The following is a 24,612-nucleotide window of genomic DNA, read 5'->3' on the forward strand; positions in this document are numbered from 1 at the left end:
AATAATTTTTATGGCAAAGAAAAGTATGGTCGAGCGAGAAAAAAAACGCGCTCGCTTAGTTGCAAAATATGCTGATAAAAGAGCGGAATTAAAAGAAAGTTTTCGTAAAGCAACTTCCGCAGCTGAAAAACTAGAAATCCATCGTCAAATCCAAAGACTACCTCGAGATAGCTCCCCTACTCGTAAACGAAATCGTTGTATGGTGACTGGTAGACCAAGAGGATACTATCGTGATTTTGGTTTATCTCGTAACGTTTTACGGGAATGGGCTCATGAAGGTTTACTTCCAGGCGTAGTTAAATCGAGTTGGTAAAATTATAAATCAATTAATCAATTTTAAGTCGTAAGTCTCAAGCTACAAACTTGCGGCTATTTTTTTGCGGATCAAAACTAAGGTCATGTCATCAATTAGAATTAATTAGAGTGACTTTAGGGTTGTCCTGAAGTTGCCAAGAGTAACCAGAACAAGATAAAACTACTAAGTCTTAACAGCTATTAAATAAAGGTAATTTGATGTACCAAGGAAGTATAAAAGAGTTACATCAGCAATTAGTTAACAAAGAACGTTCGGCAGTAGAAATTGCCCAAGCGACTTTACAACAAATTGAAAAGGTAGAACCAAAAGTAAAGGCGTTTTTGTCTGTGACTGCCGATCGCGCTTTAGCCACTGCTAAAGAAGTAGATGCCAAAATTGCAGCCGGGGAAGAGATCGGAATACTTGCAGGTGTTCCCATGGGTATTAAAGATAATATGTGTACCAAGGGGATTAAAACCACCTGCGCTTCCCAAATACTGGCTAATTTTGTTCCTCCCTATGAATCGACTGTTACCCAGAGATTGAAAGATGCAGGTGCGGTATTGGTGGGTAAAACAAATCTGGATGAGTTTGCTATGGGAGGTTCTACGGAAAACTCTGGTTTTCAAGTAACAGCTAACCCTTGGGATTTGGCAAGAGTACCGGGAGGTTCTTCTGGTGGTTCGGCGGCTGCTGTTGCTGCGGGAGAATGTGTGGTTTCCTTGGGTTCAGATACAGGTGGTTCAATTCGCCAACCAGCTTCTCTTTGCGGTGTAGTAGGAATCAAGCCAACTTATGGTTTAGTCTCTCGTTTTGGTTTGGTGGCTTTTGGTTCGTCTTTGGATCAAATTGGTCCTTTTGCTCGTAATGTAGAAGATGCGGCAATTTTATTGGGAGAAATTGCAGGACACGATCCTAATGATTCTACTAGCCTTAAAGTAGATATTCCTGACTATACTCAACATCTGCAACCAAAACTAAAAAAAGGTTTAAAAGTAGGGATTATTAAAGAAACTTTTGGCGAAGGATTAGATCCTATCGTCGCTGAAAAAGTTAATAGTGCGATCGCTAAATTGAAAGAGTTGGGTGCGGAAATCAAAGAAATTTCTTGTCCTCGTTTCCGTTATGGTATTGCAGCATACTATATTATTGCTCCTTCTGAAGCTTCGGCTAATTTAGCTCGTTATGATGCAGTTAAGTATGGTATTCGTCAGGATTCAGATAACCTGCTAGAGATGTACACTAATACTCGTGCTGCTGGTTTTGGAACGGAAGTGAAACGGCGCATTATGATCGGCACTTATGCACTGTCGGCAGGATACTATGACGCTTATTATCTCAAAGCGCAAAAAGTCCGTACCTTAATTAAACAGGATTTTGAGCAGGCATTTGAAGATGTAGATGTTTTGGTTGCTCCTACTGCGCCCACTACAGCGTTCAAAGCAGGTGATAAAACTACAGATCCTTTAAGTATGTATCTTTTAGACTTAATGACTATTCCGGTTAACTTAGCTGGTTTACCAGGAATGAGCATTCCCTGTGGTTTTGATAACCAGGGTTTACCCATTGGATTGCAGTTAATTAGTAATGTCTTGAGGGAGGATGTACTGTTTCATACTGCCTATGCTTACGAACAAGCAACAGAATGGCATAAAAAGCAACCAAGTCTTTAAAGGATGAGGGATAAGGGATGAAGGATGAGGAAAAAGTAATAAGGTACTTTTCCTACTTCCCTATCTCCCTAATTCCCCACTATTCCAAAATTCTGCTCATAATGAAACAGTCCTGTCTTCTTAAAGGGTAGAACCAGATAAAGAAATGGGTAAAGTTGCATATCGCATTACCCTATACTTAAATATCGTCGGGAATTACCCACTTAGGTGGTTCGGATAGTTTCTTCATTCGAGCTATTTCTGCCATTTCTAGCATTTTGTCTAGGGAAGTATCATTAATAAATTTTGAGGCTTCCTGCTGATATTGGTTGTCAGCATTTTTCTGCTCCGCAGCATTTATCTCAGTAGGATTAGTCTCAGGGTTGATATTGTTAGAATTCATATCTTCTGTTATCCAACTCTTCTGTAGGCATTTTAATATTTTTATCTTTAGTAAAAGATAAATGCAATATAAAGGGAAAAAGTGATACTAAATTTGCTTAGTAACAGTAGTGTTTAGTTTTTTTAGCCAAGTTGTTCCAACTAATACTTATTACTCATTAGTTAATTTTTTAAAATTGCTCGTAATGACCGCCAATGGCAAATATATAGATATAGCGATCGTCAAACTTATAAATAAGACGATCTTTCTGCGATAATCTTCTTGACCAAAAACCGGATAAGTTATGTTTCAATGGCTCAGGCTTACCTAATCCGAGCGCCGGATCTCCCCGAAGCATCTCTTTCAGAATTTTGCAGAGATTTTGATGCAGTTTGCGGTCTTTTTTCCTAAGCTCCTCGTATATTTGCCAAGTTTTTCCTTCAAAGACTAAAGATCTCATCTAGTTCTTCATTACTTGGTTTATATCCTCGATCCAAATTATGAGTTGATTGGGATTCATCAATTTGCTGCATCAAGCTTGGGTTTTGTAAAACATACAGCGTTTCTTGTTCCCTTTCCCAGTCTTCTGCGCTAATAACCACAAAATCTTCCCCATTACGACGAGTGACTTTTAAAGGCTGATGCTCTTGAATGACTCTTTCGACACAGTGCTTTAATTTTTCCCTAAATTGATTGACGCTAATGCTATCCACTTTTTTATTGCTCTCAAATTATGTACGGTAATACCGTACAGTTTATCGCAAAATATAGTCAGTCTGAAATCAGTTAGAGTCCAAGGCGATTGCGCTCCGCCCTAAACAAAGGCTTAAGCCGCATGTACTTGCTCCGCAACTGTGTCGCGCACCAGCAAAGCTGATTGGGCTACGCCCACCGCCAGAGGCGATTGGACTCCATCCAGGCTCCGCGATCGCCAATGATTGAAAAATATAATCTGGTGAAATTAGAAAGAATAACGAAACGGATTAAGAGAATATACTATTTTTTACCCTTAAAAATCATCCTGACTCCTGTTTTAGGAGCAAGGGTAACACCTCGGCGAGTTGGAGTTTCAGGTTTTTGGCTAACTAACTCTAATTCAAATTGAGAGATAATTGTTGCTAGAACCAACTTCATCTCTAGTTGAGCCAATGCCTCTCCAATACAGCGACGTTTGCCACCACCAAAGGGAAAAAATTCATATGCAGAAAATTCTCGTTCTAAAAAACGTTCGGGCTTAAATTTAGTCGGTTCTGGATAGACATCTTCTCGTTGATGGAGCAGATAAATACAACCCAATAATATTTGTCCTACCTCTAATTTGTAGCCCATCAGTTCCATTGGTTCTTGCACTACCCGAGGAAAAGTTAGCATACCAATAGGATAAATCCGCAGAGTTTCTTTACAAACTGCGTCTAAGAAAGGCAATTTAGCAATTTCCATGGGATCTGGAGCTGAATCCAAGCTAGCTATTTCGGCCTCTAATTTGGCTTTAATTTGAGGATAGCGATGAACCCAATATAGTGACCAAGCGATCGCCGAAGCGGTAGTTTCGTGTCCCGCCAGCATTAAGGTCATCAATTCATCTCGTAGTTCTGAATCGCTTAAAGCTCCTCCTGTTTCATCTCGTGCAGACATCATCAGAGACAAGATATCTTGACGATCACTGATGTCCTGAGTTCTTCTAAACGCTAGTTCTTGATAAATTGCTGCATCAATTGCTTGTTGTTGACGCAAAAAGTTTCCCCAGGGACTCCAGGCACCCAAATCTTTTTGTACCCAAGGGAAAAACAGTAAAGCAGAGGCGAGAGAAGATTCAAAAATATTAGTCAGTTTAGTAATACGTTGTTTCAACTCTTGAGCACGATTGCTGTCTTGTAGTCCAAATACTGCTTCTAAAATTACCTGTAAAGATACCTTTTGTGATATTTGGCGAGCTTCAAAAGACTGATTAGGCGTGAGGTTACCGATAATATTGCGGGTAAGATCGCAAATCAATTGACTATAAACTTGCATCCTCTCACCATGAAAAGGAGGTAACAACAATTTACGGCGTTTTTTATGGGGATCGCCTTCAATCAAGAATACAGAATTTTCTCCCACCAAAGGCTTTAACAACTGATTATCTTTACCAGAAGCAAAAAATTTCTGGCGATCGCTAGTTATTATTTGTCGCATCGCTTCAGGATGGTTGACATAGACATAAGTATCTGCACCAGCTACATCAGCGATAAACATATCAGGAGCTTGTTTAAAGGCTAAATCCATATATTTATCTGGTTTGGCAACCCACAGCAATTTTTGTTGTAGAGGGGATTGTTTTAGCTTGGGAATTAATTTCATTAGTTTAAATTCGATTAACTGAGCTAGCTACTATTAGTATTTTAGTGATTTTTGCTGGAATCAATTTGTAACTCAGGCAGGAACAAAGTCTAATACTAAATCCGTTTCGTATAGGTCACTTAATAAATTGAGTAATAAGTAACGAGTAATAAGTAACGCCTGATGTGAATTAGCTTCCTTCGCATTAAACGGTTTTAGGCTCTAAGCTACAAGCTTTAAGCTCTAAGCCTGTTCGCTAAATTATGTTAGAGATGATCTTTCTGACTTTCTTGTTCCATACTTATCTGCTTAAATTCATTATTTAAAGAAGTTTTCAACTTAAGATCATACACTTGAAAATTGTTTTAAAAGCTTATAGCTTATAGCTTATGGCTTATAGCTTAGAGCTATTAAAAGACTCTCTGAATTTCTGAATTCACATTAGACGTAAGTAACGAGTATTGGTGATTCTGATTTCAGAGTAAGACTTTTATGAAGAAATTAAACACTACCTTTGTCAATCGGTTTTAGTCTGAGCTCTAATTTCCAGTCCCTAAAAAAATCGGATAAAAAGAACGAATATAGTTTCCTCTTTTACCATCTGGTTCAATATTGCGGTATAGAGCTAAATCATAGGTCACGCCATTGATTGTCGTACGTCGCTTTTTATCTCTAAATTTATAACCGGCTAAATTCTCGTAATATGCCACTGTTCCCATAGCAATTTCGCATTCTGGGCTAGTGCCAACAAAAAAACAACCTTTTTTCTTAAATAGTTCTACGGTCAGATTTTCTTGGGCATCATGATCCTGCCACAACATTTGTAAGGTTACTACATAAGGATTTTCAATACCTGTATCCCCCTGAAGATCATAATTATGACCGAGATAGTTGACCCGTTGTTGTTTCTCATCTAGGTAAAATTTAATCCAGGAATGATAGCCTGATATTGCCCCAGAAATAATGTTATTTGTTTCCTCAGAAAAATCATATTTTCCCTCTCCCACAAAAATATGTTCAAAAGCCGAGGCATCTTTAATGGGAATACCACCAAAATAATTAGTATATAGATCGAACCAAATACTAATTAGATTCTGTCGAAAAATTTCTGGAGATAATTTAAACTTAAGTTGATTATTAATATAATGTCTGGCTATTTTGATGGGTTTAGTCTGACAAATATCATCAATAAATTGCTCGATTTCTGTTTTTTCAGCTCTAGTGATAATTTCTGCTTGCTGATTGGCAAATTTATAATTATCTAATAGCTTAATTAAGCTAACAAATGTGGGTATTTTATCTAATTTGACTTCGTTAACTCGATAAAAAAGTGGTTTCTGTGCTAGATCTAAATCTCGTTTTCCAAAGGCTTTTATTTGTTCATCGAGCAAAATATCAGCTTCGGGATCGAGCCAATTACCATTATTATCGCGAGGACTAACTAGAAATCTATGGCGATCGCTATTCCAAATTTGTTGATAAACATCATTATTCACAATTCATACTATACATATCTACATCAATGCCATAGTAAACAATCTTTTTTTCTAGTTCCATGCCTAATTTTTGGGCAACTCGAATTGAACGGACATTAGCAGGTTCAATTAGACAAACGAAACGTTTAAAATTAAATCTTTGTTTACCGTATTCACAGACTGCCTTTGCTGCTTCTGTAGCAAATCCTTGTTGCCAATATTTAGTAGCTAGACGATAACCTATTTCCACCTCTGCCTGTTGCTCAATTTTTTGGACAAAAAAACCGCAATAGCCAATAAGTTCATGAGTCTCCTTGAGAACTATGGCATACAAACCAAAACCTCTTTCTAGGTAAGATAGCAATCTTTGGTCGATAAATTGTCTGATTTGCTTTTGATTATGTACCCCTATAATTGAAAATTGCATTACTTGGGGATCGCTTAAGATCGGAGTTAAAGCTTCTAAGTCACGAGAAGTAAAAAATCTCAGTGTTAGTCTGGGGGTTTCAACAATTTGCATTTAGCTTTACCCTATCTATCATTGTTTACTTGCTTATTTTATGGCGGGGCTAACTAAAAGATATATCGATTTGAGCTATAAAAATTCCTGTGACAAAAATGTGACGAATTGTTTCTATAATAGAACTCAATATTTGACTGATAATCATACTCTGGCAATGAATTATACAATTGCTACTTTTTATAAATTTGCGACTATTTCCGACCTGGAAACCAAAAAATTACAGCTTTTAACATCTTGTCGAGAAAAAGGTATTAAAGGGACAATTATCTTAGCCGAAGAAGGAATTAATGGGACAATTGCGGGTAGCGAGAGCGCGATCGCTGCTATCTTAGATCAACTGCGTAAAATTCCTAATTTAGAAGATTTAGAACATAAAGAATCTAAATCACAAAAACAACCTTTTGCCAGATTAAAAGTAAAAATCAAGCAAGAGATCGTTACTATCGGCATACCCGATGCCAATCCCAATAACCAGGTGGGGACTTATGTCGATCCTCAAGATTGGAACCAGATCATTAGCGACCCAGAAGTAGTAGTCATCGATACGAGAAATGACTATGAAGTAAAACTTGGCAGTTTTCGGGGTGCCAGCAATCCTAAAACCGAATCTTTTCGGGAATTTCCTGAATACGCTGCCAAGCATCTCGACCCCGAAGAACATCCTAAAGTAGCAATGTTTTGTACAGGAGGAATTCGTTGTGAAAAAGCTTCTTCTTATCTACTTTCTCAAGGATTTAAAGAGGTATACCATCTCAAAGGTGGAATTCTCAAATATCTAGAAAATGTTTCATCTGAAGAAAGTATGTGGGAGGGAGAATGCTTTGTATTTGATGAACGAGTTGCTGTTAAAGAAGGATTAAAATCGGGAAGCTATGACCTCTGCTATGCTTGTGGACATCCGATATCAGAAGTCGATAAAAACTCCCCTCATTACGAATCTCATATTTCTTGTCCTTACTGTTACGACAAACTTACTCCAGAGAAAAAAGCTCGTCAAGAAGATCGCCGCAGACATCGAGAATATCTCAAGAAGCAAAATAGCTGACTGGTTGATACATTCACGAAAAGCTAATTTTCCACCTCTTTTTAAGAGTTAAAAGTAGAATTTTTTAAAGGCTTTTAACCCTCTAGCAGTCTGCCAATTTTGTTTTGATGGATGCAAAAAAAGTTCCGAATTCAGAGTTATAGGTTATGGGTTATAGGTTAGTTCAGAGTCAAAAGATTTATCCCTCAATTCAAACTTGTTAGACGTGAGTTCAACGAAGCGAAAAAAGCTTAAATATTTCGCAACTTTCTGATTTCTAGATCTCTAAAGTCCTGATTTTTTCCTTAAGAAAAACATAACTCCTAACTCCGAATTCCGAATTTCGAACTCACGTTGTTAGAGTACTAGGGCTATCGTCTGAAAATAGCCAATAGTCACCGTCAACTCAATTATGAGATAAATATGAAAACAAAGTGATATAATTATGAAATAAAGGTCACTTATTTCTCTATGGCGGAAACTTTTTTAAAGCGAGGCATGATTTTATTCTTTAGCATAACGCTAGGGATGTGGCTCACTGGCTGTAGTGGGACAGAAGGAACTTCGTCAACAGCTACATCAAACAATACAGATGCCACTGATGTTGCAGCAGATACCGAAGGTAAAAAGAAAGTCATCACGACTTTTACTGTCTTAGCAGACATTGCTCAAAATGTTGCAGGAGATAAACTAGTGGTAGAATCCATTACTCGCATCGGTGCGGAAATTCACGGCTACGAACCCACCCCTAGTGACATTGTTAAAGCCCAAAATGCCGACTTGATTCTTTACAACGGCATGGATTTAGAGCGTTGGTTTAAGCAGTTTCTGGGTAACGTTAGAGATGTTCCGACCGTATTGTTGACAGAGGGCATTGAGCCGATACCGATTTCTGAAGGACCTTATACAGACAAACCTAATCCCCACGCTTGGATGTCTCCTAAAAATGCTTTGGTTTACGTAGAAAATATTCGTCAAGCCTTTGGGGAACTCGATCCCGAAAACGCCGATACCTATAATGCCAATGCCGAAGCATATAGCCAAAAGCTCAAAGCCATTGATGAAGAACTGGAGGCAGATTTAACACAAGTGCCTGAAAATCAAAGGTATTTAGTAAGTTGCGAAGGAGCATTTTCTTATCTCGCTCGTGACTACAATATGGAAGAGATTTATATGTGGCCCATTAACGCCGAACAGCAATTTACCCCTAAGCAGATACAGGGTGTAATTGAAGAAGTGAAAGCCAATAATGTACCCACTATTTTTTGCGAAACTACCGTGAGCGACGAAGGGCAGAAACAAGTTGCCAAAACAACGGGGGCAAGATTTGGGGGCAACCTTTATGTAGATTCCCTTTCGACAGAAGAAGGACCAGTTCCTACTTTTATAGATTTACTCGAATACGATGCTCGCACCATTGCTAATGGTTTGTTGGCGGGTAGTAATGCCGGTAATCAGTAATCAGTAATCAGTAATCAGTAATCAGTAATCAGTAATTAAAAGATTATGCCAACAGCAACTCAACTTCTAGATATTACAGTAAATAATCTGAGCGTTACCTACAATAATGCTAAACTAGCTCTTTACAATGCTAGCTGCACTGTAGAACCAGGTACGATTACTGCTTTAGTAGGACCAAACGGCAGTGGTAAATCTACCTTATTTAAATCCATCATGGGATTTTTAAAACCAGCTCAAGGACAAATTCAGGTTGGCGGTTTACCAGTACAAAAAGCTCAGAAAAAACAATTAATGGCTTATGTACCGCAGTCGGATGAAGTAGACTGGAATTTTCCTGTCAGTGTATACGATGTGGTCATGATGGGTCGCTACGGCTACATGAACCTGTTGCGTATCCCTAGTTCAAAAGACCGTCGCCTGGTGATGGAAAGTTTGGAACGGGTAGGCATGACCGATTTTCGCCACCATCAAATTGGCGAATTGTCTGGAGGTCAGAAGAAGCGGGCATTCTTGGCGCGAGCCTTGGCTCAAGAAGGTAAGGTGATTTTGCTAGATGAGCCGTTTACAGGTGTAGATGTGAAAACTGAAAGACGGATTATCGCTCTACTGATGCAATTACGATCAGAAGGACACACTATTCTAGTCTCTACTCATGATTTAGCCTCGATTTCTACTTTTTGCGATCGCACTATTCTGCTCAATAAAACAATTCTCGCTTCGGGAACAACAGAAGAAACTTTTACCGAAGAGAATTTATCCATGACTTTCGACGGCTTACCTATGAATATCTACCAAAACTCTGAGGTAGATCGATGAGCGATATAATGATGGCTATTGCTCCGATCGACTGGCTAGTAGAACCCTTACAATATCCTTTTTTAGTTCGGGCGATTTGGGTTAGTGCCTTTGTTGGTTTAGTGTGTGCGGTGCTTTCTTGTTACATTACCCTTAAGGGGTGGTCGCTCATGGGAGATGCAGTTTCCCATGCGGTCGTGCCTGGGGTAGTAGTAGCCTATGCTTTAAATATTCCCTTTGCGATCGGGGCGTTTCTGTTCGGGTTTGGGGCAACCGTTGCTATTGGCTATATCAAGTCAAAAACTCGCCTCAAAGAAGATGCTGTTATTGGAGTAGTGTTTACAGGCTTTTTTGCCTTCGGTTTGGTGCTGATTACAAAAATTCCCAGTAATATTGACTTGTTTCATATTCTATTCGGTAACGTCCTGGGTATTTCTCAAGAAGATATCATTCAAACTTTAATTGCAGGTATTACCACTCTGGTAGTGATTTTAATACGACGCAAAGACCTGTTATTATTCTGTTTCGATCCCAACCACGCTAAAGCCATTGGTCTCAACACCCAGCTGATGTTTTATACTCTGCTTTCGGTGCTAGCTTTAACCATCGTTACTGCCCTGCAAACCGCAGGTATTATTCTGGTCATTGCCATGCTAGTAACCCCTGGCTCAACGGCATATTTATTAACTGATCGCTTTGACCGTATGCTATGGATCTCCATCGCCACCAGCATCTTCTCTTGTGTCATGGGAACTTATTGTAGCTACCATTTTGATGTCTCTACAGGGGGAGCGATCGTGGTACTTTTGACAATATTATTTATGGTTGCAATGGTCTTTGCACCCAAGTACGGTATTTTGGCTCAGAGTTTCCGTCGTCAACAACCAATTTTAGATGGAACGCAAGGTAAAGTTTAGCCAGCTTTAATTGGCGATCGCCAATTGTCTCACGAAAAAGGCGTTTGTTTCCGACAGAGATCCTGCCTACTTTACAACGCCTTATTTCTGAGGATATCGTTTCAGGGAAGGATTAAGCAAGCTTGGTGAAATTGAACCCTTGGGGTTATAAAAACGGGTCGTGATGGAGAATCCTTCGTCTGGTTTGTCAACTCTATTTTCGTCAGTTCCAAATACTTCTTTAGAGCCAAAACGGAGTGTAATAGTCCCATCGGGATTTGGCTTGGTGTTGTAATTGTTTAATGTACTGTTATTACTGTGAAGATAACCATCTAAACCGTACACTTGATAAGACCAGAAGCCGTTTCGGTCGTAATCAATATTGGGCGACTCAATCTGGGCGATCGCTCCATCTTCTCCAAATTCCGTGAAGTCTGGAGTAGTGCCATAGGTAGCATAGCGTTCTAGTTGCCCTCCCCAGCCAATCGCTGAGTAGAAGTTGTGTTCAAATTGGTCTGTTTTTCCTCGCTCGTTATATCCTCCCTCACTTCCTTTAGCGACAATTTCAGACAGGTATGGAACATAACTCTGGCGTTTCTGTTCCACTGCTTCCCAGTCCCACTGGCGTGATTTCCAGACATCTGTTGACCCCTGCTTGGTATTGACGGCATCTTGAAGACCGTTTGCTTTTTTATCTCCTTCGGGAGTGGCATCAGTTTGAGTCCGCAGGACGACATAGACAAAATCAGTCACTGCTTGTTGGTGAGATATCCTAATGGTGCGAGGCTTGTCTGAGTACGCCTGATAAGTACCGATATCCCCAGTCTTATCAAAATCTTCTTCACGGACGATAAAAGTGTCATTGTCAATTACTAAAGCACTCATGTAGATATCCCCTGCTGCTGGCAATGAGATTTCTAATCCATCTTTGACATCAAAGATTCCCCAGGAATAGAGAGTATCGCGATTTTCACGAATAATGTTTTGGGTTTCCACGCTGCTAACCTCTCGGAGATGAGTAAATTGATTAACTCCACCTCGGTCAATCACTTGCTGAAAATATTTACCAGCCATCGCTGTGGAAAAATTTTCATCGGTAAGTTTTATAGTTGAACTTTCACCCATTGTTTTAGTCCTCATACAGTTAAATATTCTTGTTCTTAAAACACTGTTTTTTACTGTGTTGCGATCGTTAATCGAACTATTCAACCCGTTGAATGTCAGGTAAACGCCAAGTTTTTTCAAAGTAGGCTTCGGTGGGGGCATAAGTCCGAAAGTAGGTGAACCAGCCCTCGTCGGGATTGCTATAGATAAAATTCGACTCTGGGACATTCTCAGGTCTTTCTGGGCCGATGGCGATCGTTACAGAACCATCTTCGTTCTTCTGCAACTCATCTCGCGAACTAATCCCTGGTTTGAGATCTTGGTTGCGAATAAAAGTTCGTGTCTTGTGTGAATAGACAATAAATGACCAGAATTGTTTAGCAGGTACATTTGGTGGCACAGTAAGCTGATAGGTATGAGAGCCATCAAACCAGTTTCCGTCTGCATCGGCGTAGGCTGCAAGATATTTTGAACCCACACCAACAAGCTCCTTCATCATGCCATCGGACATGGAAATAGCTTCCCACGAATAGGAAACCAACCCATCAAGTTCCTTCATGCCATTCTCGTTAATATGATCTGAGTTGGAAATTCCGCCCAAATGAACTGTCCACTTAGTACCGTCGTCATAGAATCTTCCTGTGAATCGATCGCGTGCTGCCGATAGGGACATTGCCATGACTTTTCCCACCTTCTCGGCTTCGAGGAGAATCTCTTGTTGCTTATCTGTGGGGTTAAAAGGCTTGCCCTTCTCAATACCAACTCGTGCCAGAAACTGAAGCATATAGCGGTCTTCAGCTGGAAAATCCTCAATCTGGATGATGGCGTGCAGAGCTTTCCAATAGTCCATACCATCGGGATGCCACCCACGATACTCCTTGTCACCGATGGAAATTACTTTGGTCTTCGATTCACTCCCTAAAGGGTAGAGGTTGTGACCTTCTATAAGTTGCTTTGACTCTTCTCGATCGTTGGTTAAAATTCGCGTTCCCACCCAGAACAAGTATGTCTGAGAACGGATAATAAAGTCAGCGTTAGCATCTTTTGGCTCTTCCCATGACTCGTGAAGAATCAGGTATTTGCCCCCTTGTCCTTTGTCAGGACCCGCCTGACCTATATCTGCAATATGACGGTGTTCGATGTCGTTTAAGATGCCTCCAGTCGGACCCGCTGGAACTTCAAGAATCAAAGGACCAGTTTCCTTTAGGTTAGGAAAGGCCATCATATAGGGGGTATTCATATTTGAGGTGATGATCCCATATTTCTCTTTGACAGTGCTGTAAGTCACAAAATCGAGAGGACCAGCTACGCTCAAGTTTGCCTGTCGCCACACACCATTGACCAATACCGCAGTTCCCCACAAGTAGGCTTGGGTTGCACCGTGGTAGGCTATTTCATCATATACAAGATTGACGGTTTCTGTTGTCGGATACCCATTTTGTTCAAATTTGAGCGTACCCGAGCGAGATTGGACTTCATTGATAGGTAACTTCATACTATATTTCTTGAGTAAGGTTTGATTCTAGTTTCCGCTAAGTTAGAGTTAACAAGCCGAAAACTTATTAATTTAAAAGGTCTTGCAAAATTAGGGCTGCTAACCCGATGCCACTCAAAATCATCTCTATTCCCAAGGCTAATTGCATTACCCCCAAGACTAGACCCAGCACTTGTAAAGTCATGGGTTTAAGGGTTTTGAGGATGGGTCGAGCTGCCAACATGGCGACCAAGTTCAAAAACATAACCAGAAGAAGCATTACCAGCACCAGCCACGGTCTTTGAGAGATCCGTGTGTTGGCAACCATTAGGAGCAGGGCAAGAGCAATGCCGTAGGGAGTCAGGATGGTCGGAAAAGTCAGTGGATTGACCAGCAGTTTCATCGATGGCTCTGGGGGCGGTGCCTCCTTTCCAGAAGTTTCATACTGAGACTTGATTTGTTGCAAAGAGGCGAGAAAGAGGAGAATGCCAGAAGCTATCATCAGGGACTCAATGCCAATCGTCCACTTCGCCAGAATGTTTCCTCCCAGAATAACCACCAAAAAAATAACCAGGCTAGCCAGACCAGCACTGCGGATAGCCAAATTTCGTCGTAGGGTTTCATCGGCATTCTGAGTCAATCTGATAAAAGTAGGAATAATTTTAAAGGGTCCTAAGGTGACAAAGAAGAGGATAAAAATATTGATTGCTGACAAAATTCCCCTGAATTCTCCCCATTTTTTCAGGTTATCCTCTTCGAGATTCCCAACATTTTCAGGGGCTGACGAAGACGATTCTGCTATCGGGTTAGTCTGAGCCAATAAAGGGAAAGTGCAGTCTGTGGCTAAAGATCGCACGGCACAATCGGAATTTGTTGATAAAGCGGAGGATGTAGGTAGTGTTCCTGGCAATCCTAGGTTCAACATCAACATCAACATCAACGGCAAGATAACCGCCACTGGCTTAATACTCCACCAGAGATATTTAGACAGAATACTCTTTTGCTCTTTACCTTTTGTTTTCATCGTTCCTACTTTCTAACTAGACTGCATTGAAAAACTCTTTGCTAGTCCCATATCGATAAAATGTGCGGAAAGGAAGCATGAAAGTAACGGTTAAGAAGTAATGAGTAACGAGTAACGACAAAGCAGTATCTTTTACCTAATTACTAATTACTAATTACTAACTCCAAACTCCAAACTCCAAATTCCGAACTCCGAACTAACCTTTCGACAAGATAGTTAACGCCACAGGAAATTTCGTTAACCAGATCCTCACTCCTTCACTTCCGAACGAATCATGGAGGAAACCATCACTACGCCCATGCCATCAAATAAGAGGTTGCAACCAAACCACACCCCCAGCAGCCATACCGCACCAATTGGCCATTCTGACCAGATCAAGATGCCTAGAATAATGCCAGCGATACCGCTGAATAGGGTCCATCCCCAGCCTTGCTGGGGACGTATTTGAAAGGCAGCGATTACCTGTAGGACACTTTGGGTCAGAATGCTAATACCCAGAATTAGGCTAAAAGCGATCGCAGCAACGCCAGGAGAAAACAAAACCACGATTCCACTGATTAGATAAAGTACCCCCAGCAATAATTTCCAAATAAACGATCCTAAAGATCGGGTGAGAAAGGCATAAATAATTTGGTCGATCGCCCCAAAAATAAATAACCAGCCAAACAGTAGACTGAAGGTAATTGCCGTAGCCAGGGGAAGGGCGATCGCCAAAGAGCCTAAAATAATTAGCACAATACCAAGGGCAATGCCCCAACCAGCTTTTTGACGAATTTCTTTACGAGTCTTTAAATCGGGATGTGTAGAAATCATAATCAATTATGGGAACTAATTTTTATCTCTTCTCTGTTTTTGTCTAGGTGCGATCGCTAGAAAACGATCGCACAATCGAACTGAAAAATTAGATGCATAACAACATAAAGAAGAAAACTATTGAAAGTAAGATCGATTTATTCGGTTCCGTTGCAACTTTAATTTATTCAGACAAAATAAACTTTTGGCGACAGAACTCCCTATTTTCCAACAGGTCTAATAATCTCTAGAGAAACGAGCCAAGTCGATCATAATCAGCTTTTGTCGGTTCGCTATTTTGAGCATCATTAAGTTCGTGTCGCAGCTTGGCACCTTCTTCATACACCAGCTTACGGCAACGCTGGATGCCTCCTAAAGGTTGATGATCTGACGCACAGTGCCAAGGATTGTAGGAAAGGTTTTCGCAAAACTCAAATTGCTCTGGTGCAGTGAAGTCTTGAGGGGGGATTGTTAGGATAGATTCGGGAACTGAATCGGAGATCTCGAATATCCCTCTTAAAAGAGCCTGTTGTTTGGGATGCTGTCCGCGTTTTTGCGGATCTTTATTTTTCATCATTTCGAGCTGTATCTTGGTGACGTGCTCGATCATTTCTGCTTCTCCCTCAGGAATGACTTCTAAAGGATGCTGTGATATTTTCTGGGCGTTCATAGATTAGTCCTCAGTATTATTTAGGATTATTTTTAGGGCAAGACCGTAGCAAACTTGAATTCAAATAGCAAAGAAAAGAGAATTTCTTTAAATGACTACAAATAGCCAAACATTAAAATAAGAAACGTTTTATTGTACACAATGCTCGATATTTCTCTGTTTAGCACTGACTTAGTCCAGATTGTTTTACAGACATTGATTGATGAATCGATCTTAAAAATCATCTTCCCCTACCCCCCTATCCATCATTTCAAAATTGTCAGAGTATTAATTAACTAGCTCAAATGAAGCAAAAAAATTATCGATTGACTTGGCAGAAATAGCATCATTTTGTTGCCTGACAGCCAAAACATAGAGACGCTGCTCTACGAGCAATAAGCGATAAACAATAGTTTCCTCTTTATTTTGCAGTTGAAATTGCTTGCCTGGATAGTTAGCAAAAGTAATATCATCGTCAGCAATTTTAGTTAAATCCACCTTGTTATCGATAATGTAATCTCGCGATCGCTCCAAGACTTCTGGAACATTGTCAACTCTTTGGGGAGCTACTTCTTCCGAGTAAGCCACCACATAGCGAGAAGATGAGGGATGAGTCGCAATAATATCGAAATTAATATCTCCCTTAGGAGCTTCCACTGTTTCGACTTCATGGCTAATAGCTCCAGAAGGTATCAAAACAGTAAATCCTACTTCTGGCATCATAACTCGCGACCAGGATAGAGCTGTTTCTTCAATTTCGATCGAGGGTTCGGCAACAGTTTCTCTCTTTTCAAATCTATGGATTTCTTCTTCAAATTGCTCCTGACCCTTCTCAAAAAAATCGGGGCGATCGAATAAACCTGCGATCGCAGGGGGGGAAAATATCCCAGAGATAGCCAGTAAAATAGGTAAGCTGAGGCGAGTATATTTTTTCATCGATAATATGGGATAACTATTAGGTTTAACTCAGTTATAAGAACTCCTAGTTTTGTAGTAGTACGGCGAATAAGAGCGTAATATTTTGATGGTTAAAATGCTAGTTTGTTCGCTCATTTAAACAATAATCAGTATCGGACACAGATTGAGAGAAGTATTCTCCTAGCCATTTATCCTGCAATTGTTCTACTTGTTGACTCCGAATAAAGGTATTGACAGTAGCGCGCCACTGGGAATCGCTTTGAGGCAAAATCAGTCCATAGAAATCACAGGTTAAAGGATCTTTTGGGATTAATTGATAATTTTCCGATCCTAAATTTTGTCGCTCGATTTCTCCTATTAGCAAAACTCCATCACTAATAAAAGCATCGAGATTACCGTTGGCAACGGCTCGAACTCCTTCCATTCTGGCTTTTGAACCCTGAAAATCAACTATTTCTGCCTCAGAATAAGTTTTTTGCACAAATTCGCTGGTTTTCGTATCTTGAAGCACCCCTGTTTTAACTGCTGTTAAGCTGCTTTCTGGATCGATTTTTGCTGCATTTTGATTGTTAACTAGAAAGCGAGTGCCACTAACAAAAAAAGGAGAGGAAAAACGGACTCCTTCTTGATTTCTCCGAATACTGTTAGGACCGCATTCAAGGTCAACAGTATTCTGCTGTACTAATTCAAAACGATTTTCTAGGTTAGAGGATAATTTAATTACTTCAATACCAGAGGAAATATTGAGTTTTTTGGCTAAATGCTCTCCTAGTAAATTAGCAAAATCTTCACAGTAGCCAGTCCAGACATCCTGCTGTTCGTCTATGTAGCCAAAAGGAGCTGCATCGCTTCTCATGGCTATTTTCAGGGTTTGGGTGTTCTCAATTTTCGTCAAAACACGGCTGTTTTTTCTGGGAGCGGTGGCAACTACCGCTTCGGGGATGGGCGGAGTGGGAGGAGTATTACCATAAGCTTGTTTTAGTTGTTCTGGAGTTAATGATTCAACTAAATATAAGGGCGTTTCTGCGGGACTAATGGTTTGGGTATAGGTAGAACTGAGATAGGGTTGATAGTCAGAGCGATCGCGTAAATGAACTTCCAAAAAAGCGAGGCTGATTGCTTTTAAATAGTCTCTTGCTATCTTGGAATTGAGAGAGCCTTTCAAAATATCGGGAAAGTCGCTACCTTCCTCAGTATCACTGATAGAGCCATGTCCTGCCCCTACCATGACCCCCAAATATTTATGTTCGGTTTCTAACCACAGAAAAGGATGAACTTGTTCTTCAATAAAAGGAGCTACAATATCTTGACTACCACCCAAAATCATCGTGGGAATAGTTATCTGCTTCAGGCTTTCTGGACCCAAAACCGAACTGGTCACGGGGTTAAATGCTAATGATACTTTGATGCGAGAATCTGCTAACTTATAGTTTCCTGATGGCAAAGAACTAGCACGACACTGAAGAAGCATTGAAGTATTGAGAGTGGGTTGATTTTGCTGACATACTTGGTTAATTCTTTTTTGGTTCAGAGGCGCACCAGCAAGAGCCAAGGCGGTATAACCGCCAAAAGAATGACCCAGAACACCTACTTTTTCCCAATCAATCGGGACTTGAAATGCTGAATGATTTTCGATCTCATCTAAAAGATAAGTTACATCTAGAGGTCTACTATAAAATTCCAATGGGCTAACATCGACGCTCAGTTCTCCTTGCAGAAAAGCTTTTTTATACTCACTATTGCTACCTATGTGTTCGGGAACGACGACAACGTATCCGTGAGAAGCTAAATGTTCTGCCAAATACTGAAAATGGGAGCGACTCGAACCCAAACCATGAGTTATTATTGCTAGGGGAGCGGGTTTAGTTTGACCTTCAGGCAAATAGAGATCTGCATCAAGATTATAAAATTCACTAAAACCTCTTGTAGTCTGACGTATACGATCTATCTTGAAGGCGATCGCTTTTTGAGTGACAGAATAAGACCCTGCTTGACGTAAATCTGGCATTTGCTCGACATCTAATTCTTGCACTGAAGGGCTTTCGCTCTTGGCTACTTGAGAAACCGCTTCAACCGAAGTATCCTTATACTGCAAAAAATTTGCTGTCTCTTGGATCAGAGAAATAATCAACTGCGTATCGAGTTGAATTTCCTCGGTAGGAAAGTGACGCATGACATTAATTGCAGTTAAACCTTCTGGGTCTGCTGCTGCAAGGATAAGGGCAGCGCGGATCGCATAAATACCGTTGCGCTCTGGGTGAGTATAAATTGCCTCTCCCATGCTCTTAAGTAAATCTTCTCCCATCGGCATGTTTGTCATTCGATATACAGTTATCGCATCAACATCAAACTTTTGCTGCAATGCTTGACGTAACTGAGACAAAACTTGCGGTTCTAAGCGATTAGCATAGAAGGCAAATTCTGGCGTTATTTTACCTTCTTTGGCAAACACTTCCAAAGAGTCAACTGAGAGGTGAAATTCACCTAATACGGGCAGAGAGAAACCGACGCGCTCTGCTCCCAGACTAGGCTTGGGTTTTAATCCCATAGACATTGTTCCACAACCAGCCAGCAAAGTTGTAATAATTATGTTTAAGAGTTTTTTTCTCATTTTGTGGGGAATCATGCCTACTCTTCGATAACGGGAACTTCTTTAAATAAACTTAGACCTTCTACGTATTCGTGAGTAAACTCATATTCCTGTTGCTGAAATTTCAAGTATTGAGTGCGTTCTGCTAATTCGTCTTCGCTTAATGCTGGAGAAAAAATAGCCATTTTTTCTGGGACGATTGTTTTTGACTTATGCTCCATTATTCAGTTGCTCCTTGGAATTCTAAAAATAGCAGTACAACACTACGGAGAGTTGAAGAGCTATGTGCCGACTCTGCTTTCGTAACCTACTACTCTCTTTTTCTGAGTCTTAAACACACGAGAACCATACGAAATATCCAATCACGATGTCATCTATCATTGGGTATACTCTAATCTAGTCATTATTTCATCAGTTCCGTTACAAAAAACTGAGGCTAGCTTGTAATCCAATAAATACTTAAGTTACTACTCAAGCGAAGGAACTCAAAGCAAGCATTTATAGCAATACGTTTTGAGGTTAGAACACTAGTAGGTCATCAAGTTTGATTTGATGGATAGGATAAAAGTTCGGAGTACTCCCTGCGGGTTGGCGTTAGCCTTCTCGTAAGAGTGAAGCAAGCTATGGAGTACTCCCTGCGGGAGAAGCTTCCCGTGCATGACTAGCTTCCCGTGCATGACTAGCTCCGCGTCGCGCTACGGAATTAAAAGATTTAATCCTCATTTCTAACTTGAGCTACTACTAGTGATTGCTTCAATCGTTTTTTAAATGATTGTTGGGTTTCACTATCGTTCTACCCAACCTACTAAGTCTCCAGTCAATACATGAGAATTGGTATTAGTTATTGATCATTCGTGACAAGTTAAGAAAAACTAGTTTTAGTCAACTACTACAAATAGTGTCTTTTATCCCTGTTTTATGACTATGGGGAGCAAAATACGAGTATAAGACATTAAAGCTATTTTTGTCGATCTCTCTGTTCCTGATTTTTCAGACTTATTGCCCTAAATTTACGAAAAAGGGTTTATTTTGTCAAACACTAAATATGGATTATAGTCGCTCGCTTGGCGCGATCGCCGATTGCCGAGATTAAAGTTTATGGAGATAGCCCAAAAGCTAAAAGCTAAGAGCTAAAAGCTAAAAGCTAGAGACCATTTGACAAAAAGCGTAGACCCATAACTTGTCACCAATGGTTATTGATTGAGTTTTTTGTCTGTTTAATTTTTTGGCAACAGAAGCCATTAGACTCATCAATTATTGGATGCAGCAGAACTCTTAATTTCTACCACTCGACCGATGTTAAAAATCAAGCTGACGCGCTGACCCGATTCTTTGGCAACAAAATCTTCTAAAAGCCCCACTTGCTTTGGAGTTAAAGTACCCGTTAGGAAAGCATCAAAGTGAGCTTGGGGAGGGTCGGTTAACCAATCGATTTCACTGTCAACTATTTCGACACGCTCGAAGGTATTAGAATTTGCTAGGACATCTCGGATTAGAAGTTCGAGTTTTTGTTGTTGTACTAATCGGACAAAGCTAATGCCCAAAGGAATAATCAATATGGCAGTAAAAATCGCTGTCCGCGTCAAAGCTTTTCGACCAAAACGCAGTGAGGCACAGCCTGTAATTAAAAAGATGAGCATACAGGAGAGGGTAATGCCTAGTAGATTGGTCACGTATAACAGTGTTGCACCTATACTAAGCCTCCAGTCTGCTTGAGATAGACCTAAGCCAATGACACAAAGTGGTGGCATGAGAGCTACAGAGATCGCCGTACCAGCCAAACTAGAAGAAATTTTGGGTTCTAGTTTGGCAAAGCCAGCAATTGCCCCTGCTGCCAGCGCAATTCCCAAATCGACTAGAGTCGGTTGCGATCGCGATGTTACTTCGCTACCAAATTCGGGAGCTGCTATCACCAAACCCAGCCAACCCAGCAAACAAGCTAGAGCAATTGAAATTAGCGTTCCGGCGATAATTGCTATGCCCGATTTTCGATACATAACACCATTTCCTGCTAGGGCTGCAAAGGCGAGGGATCTGATCGGCAGCATCAAAGGAGCAACAATCATGGCACCAATAATTACAGCCGTATTGTTAGAAAGTAGTCCTAAAGTAGCAATGGCACAAGCACCTACAGTTAACGCTAGATAGGAAATATCGAGTTTTGAATCTTCTAAAAGACCCGAGTTGATTTTCTTCCTTCCTTCTTGATCGGGTTTTCTGAAGCTCAAATCTTGGAAATAGCTGGGAAGACTCATGGGAAATAATTTCACTCTCTTTTCTGTTCTTATTTGCGTGATACCAATTCTCGAAAATAACGAGAGACTTGTGACAGGGTAAGCTATTAGCCTTTAGCCTTTAGCCTTTAGCCTTTAGCCTTTAGCCTTTAGCTTTATTGGATATTTGAGCTTTTTCATTGACTCTAAGAATATTTTTATCTCTCCAGCTACTTTTAGGAATTGGTATGAGTTCGGAGTCCTAAAGGAGTCCTAAAGGATTAGCTCCTTCGTCGGGTCACCGCTACGCATATTCGGAGTAGTGATTTTTAATCACAATCACGAACGCGCAAGTAGCTTCGTCGAACTCACGTTTATCTAGAGGCGATCGCTAGAAATCGATCGCTGAATTGTTGTATTTTTTTACTCCACAACCTCAACATCGGGGAGTTTATATTCTCGTGCCAGGACAGAAGAGCCTGGTTTATAAACCCGCATCAGAAAGTTCCATCCTTCGGTAATATCAACTCGATTGGGCTTCTCTCCACACTGCTCCCTCGAACCAAAGAAAGCAGTGAATGTTCCATCTTCATTTAGTTCGACGTTACGGTCATTGACAACGTTGTTTTCAGATTTCATAAAGCCATCTTTTCCATACATAGTGAGAGACCAGAACGCATCGTTGTCTGGAATAGCATAGGTAGCACTGTAGCACTTAGTATGGTCGGATGGTCCTGCATAATTAATATAGACCGCATCTTCTTCGGGGAACAATCCCCAAGCCCCAGCAGCGCCGATATGCCGAGTTTCCTCATTGACCTGTCCTTTTTTTCCCATCCAGTTGAGTTCTCCCTCTTGCCTCATCACATCGGATTCGTACTGGTCGAATTTTTGAAATTCCTGTTCATACTCTGTTCTTAAAGCCAACATCGAATCCTTGTCCCATTTTGGATTGGGAAATGGGTCTGCACTTGAAGCATTGATCGTAATCTGTTTCTGAAGATCGTTGACAAGAGCTACATCTTGCTCATCGGACGGATCCATCAATTGAATTCTCTGGATAACTGCAACATATTTGGTATCATCTGGTATCTGATGAGTTCCAGGTTCGTAAAAAACGGCAGGGGCGTAGTGGTCATTGTCAACTACATAAACCGAAAAATAGCGATCGTCAGGAAACTCAGGGATGGTTACGGTAGCACCACCTTCGGTGTCTACCACTGCACCAGCATAGAGTGTATCTTTGTTCATACGGACGACGGTCTGTTCGTCGAGAGGAGTTGGTTCGGTGATATAGAAGAATTCATTAACTTTGTCTCCTGCATTCTTCTGAAATTGGGCTAAGGTAAAATCCACCTCGGCACGGATGTAAGTCTCAGGGGTGACTTTTTCTAGGGAGGCAGTAAATCCGCAGGTAAAAATGGTCGCTGCGATTCCAATTATTACTTTTTTCATGGCAATTTTACTGGTTAGAGGATAAGAATATGATTATTATTTGGTAATTTTAACGGTATTATTTATTTCATCCGTATAGGCTACGATTTTTTCAACGCTCTCTGGCACATAAAGCCGAATCAACTGGCTCCACCCAGAGACAACATTGATATTATTTTCAGCATCAGGACAATTAAAGTGAAATGTGTAAGAACCATCTTGATTGGGAGTGGCTTGACGATTATTGAGAGCGAAGGGTTCTGTAGCTATCCAACCTTCTCGATCGTAGACAGAGACAGAGAAGAAACCACCCTTATCAAAGTTCAGTGGAGGTTGCGGTAACGTCATTGAGGCACACTCGGCTGATTCTGATATTTCTGACGGTGGCTGAATTGTTACCACGTATGAAGCATGCTTTGCTGGTAAACCCCCCCAGCCTCCAGCACTAGCGATGAGAAACATTTCAGGATCGACCTCATCTTTAGTGCCAAACATCAGCCAGGGTTTAGTAATTTCAGTTTTTCTGGCTTCTAATTGAGAACGAACTTTATTCAGACTTTCTTGGTCAAAGCTTTTTGATGTATAGGGATTCGATGATTCTGCTACGATTTGAATATTATCTTGATGTTCGTGGGCTTCTTTAAGTCCCCCATCGTCCAGGGTTCTGACACCCGTGCGAATATTCAAAAAAACGTGGCTACCCAATGCAACCATGTCTGGTGTAATTGTCAATTCTTCCCCAGGATATACAGCAGCAATAGTATAGTGATGCTCGTCAATAACCTGAATTATCGAATATACATCCCAGCTAGGATTGATTAATTTTGCCCCTTGGGAGATGTCAACAACAGCATGGCTGTATAAAACATCTTGATTTTCACGAATCACAAACTGATTATCCTTACTGGACATTTTTCTAGAATGTCGAATAGTATTGACTGGGTGATTTTTGACGTGATCTGAAAAATATTTATCGGTTTCAGCAACAATAAAATTATCAGTTGTTACGGTAGTTAGATTACTTTGAGTCATCACAGTACATATTATTTGGATATATAACTTTTTTTTCTGTAATTACATTACAGTGCTCGCTTTTACTTTAGATATAACTTTAGACATAAGTAATTAACAAATTTTTTATTACTTAACTGATGTTACGCAATTGAACGGAAAATCAATAATTTTCAGAAACTAAAAAATATTTTAATGATACGAGAAAGCAAGCTTGTAGTATTTTGATAGTTTATGCGATTGCACTGTTTTAAGTGCTGTTCTGCTGATAAGTGCAGCTTTCTGGTTGCCCGGGAGTTTTCAGGCAGAAGCAGACTCTCCGGTAATCGAGAAATTGAGAATCAAAATGTTCAATGAATGTGACTGCTCTCGTTCAAGAAATTGTAATTTTTCTATATTAGATCCAGGAGACCCTTCGATAGTGGACTTTATTCCTAAATTACCTTAAAAAGCTTTAAGCTCTAAGCCTTAAGCTTTAAGCTCTAAAGTTTACGCTTTGTAAACGGCTAACAGTGAGACAGTTCGTTGGCGGTGAAGCAGGGCGTTGGCGGGGTTCCCCCGCTTGAAGCCACTGCTGAACC

The 24,612-nt window shown here is 40.5% G+C and carries 23 protein-coding genes; 6 read left to right on the top strand and 17 right to left on the bottom strand.

The window, feature by feature from the left end:
- The first annotated feature begins 10 nt into the window (after window positions 1–10).
- Both rpsN and gatA read left to right on the top strand, forming a co-directional pair.
- On the top strand, window positions 11–313 hold the full coding sequence (gene rpsN / locus PLEUR7319_RS0105035) for a 30S ribosomal protein S14 (RefSeq protein WP_019504113.1): 303 nt from the start codon (window positions 11–13) through the stop codon (window positions 311–313).
- A 200-nt stretch (window positions 314–513) separates the two neighbouring features.
- On the top strand, window positions 514–1,968 hold the full coding sequence (gene gatA / locus PLEUR7319_RS0105040) for an Asp-tRNA(Asn)/Glu-tRNA(Gln) amidotransferase subunit GatA (RefSeq protein WP_019504114.1): 1,455 nt from the start codon (window positions 514–516) through the stop codon (window positions 1,966–1,968).
- Window positions 1,969–2,146: 178 nt separating this feature from the next.
- Here gatA and PLEUR7319_RS0105045 read toward each other — a convergent pair whose 3' ends face one another.
- The 6 genes from PLEUR7319_RS0105045 to PLEUR7319_RS0105070 form a co-directional block, all read right to left on the bottom strand.
- The gene (locus tag PLEUR7319_RS0105045) at window positions 2,147–2,350 is read right to left on the bottom strand and encodes a hypothetical protein (RefSeq protein WP_019504115.1); all 204 of its coding nucleotides are present in this window, start codon (window positions 2,348–2,350) and stop codon (window positions 2,147–2,149) included.
- Window positions 2,351–2,519: 169 nt separating this feature from the next.
- Entirely contained in the window at window positions 2,520–2,789 is a 270-nt protein-coding gene (locus PLEUR7319_RS0105050) for a Txe/YoeB family addiction module toxin (protein ID WP_019504116.1), read from the bottom strand.
- Window positions 2,770–3,042, bottom strand: a complete 273-nt coding sequence (locus PLEUR7319_RS0105055; protein WP_019504117.1) for a type II toxin-antitoxin system Phd/YefM family antitoxin — start codon at window positions 3,040–3,042, stop codon at window positions 2,770–2,772. The genes PLEUR7319_RS0105050 and PLEUR7319_RS0105055 overlap by 20 nt, the downstream gene beginning before the upstream one ends.
- 283 nt (window positions 3,043–3,325) lie before the next feature.
- Window positions 3,326–4,669, bottom strand: coding sequence for a cytochrome P450 (locus PLEUR7319_RS0105060; RefSeq protein ID WP_019504118.1), 1,344 nt, complete (start codon window positions 4,667–4,669; stop codon window positions 3,326–3,328).
- A 518-nt stretch (window positions 4,670–5,187) separates the two neighbouring features.
- Window positions 5,188–6,144: a hypothetical protein gene (locus PLEUR7319_RS34335; protein WP_019504119.1), complete on the bottom strand. Its 957-nt coding sequence runs from the start codon at window positions 6,142–6,144 to the stop codon at window positions 5,188–5,190.
- Window positions 6,137–6,643 carry a GNAT family N-acetyltransferase gene (locus tag PLEUR7319_RS0105070; RefSeq protein ID WP_019504120.1) on the bottom strand — a complete coding sequence of 169 codons (507 nt, stop codon included), beginning with the start codon at window positions 6,641–6,643 and terminating at the stop codon, window positions 6,137–6,139. The genes PLEUR7319_RS34335 and PLEUR7319_RS0105070 overlap by 8 nt, the downstream gene beginning before the upstream one ends.
- A gap of 157 nt (window positions 6,644–6,800) precedes the next feature.
- On the opposite strand from PLEUR7319_RS0105070, the gene PLEUR7319_RS0105075 reads away from it, so the two are divergent.
- The 4 genes from PLEUR7319_RS0105075 (at window position 6,801) to PLEUR7319_RS0105090 (ending at window position 10,843) form a co-directional block, all read left to right on the top strand.
- Window positions 6,801–7,691 carry a rhodanese-related sulfurtransferase gene (locus PLEUR7319_RS0105075; protein ID WP_036799327.1) on the top strand — a complete coding sequence of 297 codons (891 nt, stop codon included), beginning with the start codon at window positions 6,801–6,803 and terminating at the stop codon, window positions 7,689–7,691.
- 450 nt (window positions 7,692–8,141) lie between these two features.
- Window positions 8,142–9,131, top strand: coding sequence for a metal ABC transporter substrate-binding protein (locus PLEUR7319_RS0105080; RefSeq protein ID WP_026102311.1), 990 nt, complete (start codon window positions 8,142–8,144; stop codon window positions 9,129–9,131).
- Between the two features lie 45 nt (window positions 9,132–9,176).
- Complete coding sequence (locus PLEUR7319_RS0105085) at window positions 9,177–9,947, top strand: metal ABC transporter ATP-binding protein (protein WP_019504123.1); 771 nt, start codon at window positions 9,177–9,179, stop codon at window positions 9,945–9,947.
- Window positions 9,944–10,843, top strand: a complete 900-nt coding sequence (locus PLEUR7319_RS0105090) for a metal ABC transporter permease (protein ID WP_019504124.1) — start codon at window positions 9,944–9,946, stop codon at window positions 10,841–10,843. Before PLEUR7319_RS0105085 ends, PLEUR7319_RS0105090 begins: the two co-directional genes overlap by 4 nt.
- Window positions 10,844–10,924: 81 nt before the next feature.
- On the opposite strand, the gene PLEUR7319_RS0105095 is transcribed toward PLEUR7319_RS0105090, so the two are convergent.
- The 11 genes from PLEUR7319_RS0105095 to PLEUR7319_RS0105155 form a co-directional block, all read right to left on the bottom strand.
- On the bottom strand, window positions 10,925–11,947 hold the full coding sequence (locus PLEUR7319_RS0105095) for a DUF1254 domain-containing protein (RefSeq protein ID WP_019504125.1): 1,023 nt from the start codon (window positions 11,945–11,947) through the stop codon (window positions 10,925–10,927).
- A gap of 76 nt (window positions 11,948–12,023) precedes the next feature.
- Complete coding sequence (locus PLEUR7319_RS34340; RefSeq protein WP_237743518.1) at window positions 12,024–13,271, bottom strand: DUF1214 domain-containing protein; 1,248 nt, start codon at window positions 13,269–13,271, stop codon at window positions 12,024–12,026.
- 217 nt (window positions 13,272–13,488) lie between these two features.
- Window positions 13,489–14,424, bottom strand: coding sequence for a MarC family protein (locus PLEUR7319_RS0105105; RefSeq protein WP_019504127.1), 936 nt, complete (start codon window positions 14,422–14,424; stop codon window positions 13,489–13,491).
- A gap of 249 nt (window positions 14,425–14,673) precedes the next feature.
- Window positions 14,674–15,237: an HdeD family acid-resistance protein gene (locus PLEUR7319_RS0105110; protein ID WP_019504128.1), complete on the bottom strand. Its 564-nt coding sequence runs from the start codon at window positions 15,235–15,237 to the stop codon at window positions 14,674–14,676.
- Window positions 15,238–15,463: 226 nt separating this feature from the next.
- Window positions 15,464–15,886 carry a hypothetical protein gene (locus PLEUR7319_RS0105115; RefSeq protein ID WP_019504129.1) on the bottom strand — a complete coding sequence of 141 codons (423 nt, stop codon included), beginning with the start codon at window positions 15,884–15,886 and terminating at the stop codon, window positions 15,464–15,466.
- A 267-nt stretch (window positions 15,887–16,153) separates the two neighbouring features.
- On the bottom strand, window positions 16,154–16,801 hold the full coding sequence (locus PLEUR7319_RS0105125; protein WP_019504130.1) for a hypothetical protein: 648 nt from the start codon (window positions 16,799–16,801) through the stop codon (window positions 16,154–16,156).
- Window positions 16,802–16,901: 100 nt separating this feature from the next.
- The gene (locus tag PLEUR7319_RS37825) at window positions 16,902–19,409 is read right to left on the bottom strand and encodes an alpha/beta fold hydrolase (protein WP_019504131.1); all 2,508 of its coding nucleotides are present in this window, start codon (window positions 19,407–19,409) and stop codon (window positions 16,902–16,904) included.
- A gap of 2 nt (window positions 19,410–19,411) precedes the next feature.
- A complete protein-coding gene (locus PLEUR7319_RS0105135; RefSeq protein ID WP_019504132.1) occupies window positions 19,412–19,594 on the bottom strand; it encodes a hypothetical protein in 183 nt (60 codons plus the stop codon).
- 1,029 nt (window positions 19,595–20,623) lie between these two features.
- Entirely contained in the window at window positions 20,624–21,628 is a 1,005-nt protein-coding gene (locus tag PLEUR7319_RS0105145) for a DUF389 domain-containing protein (RefSeq protein WP_019504134.1), read from the bottom strand.
- A 381-nt stretch (window positions 21,629–22,009) separates the two neighbouring features.
- Window positions 22,010–23,041, bottom strand: coding sequence for a DUF1214 domain-containing protein (locus tag PLEUR7319_RS0105150; protein ID WP_019504135.1), 1,032 nt, complete (start codon window positions 23,039–23,041; stop codon window positions 22,010–22,012).
- 36 nt (window positions 23,042–23,077) lie between these two features.
- Window positions 23,078–24,052, bottom strand: a complete 975-nt coding sequence (locus tag PLEUR7319_RS0105155) for a DUF1254 domain-containing protein (RefSeq protein WP_019504136.1) — start codon at window positions 24,050–24,052, stop codon at window positions 23,078–23,080.
- Between the last annotated feature and the right edge of the window lie 560 nt (window positions 24,053–24,612).

Source organism: Pleurocapsa sp. PCC 7319 (assembly GCF_000332195.1).
Classification (GTDB): domain Bacteria; phylum Cyanobacteriota; class Cyanobacteriia; order Cyanobacteriales; family Xenococcaceae; genus Waterburya.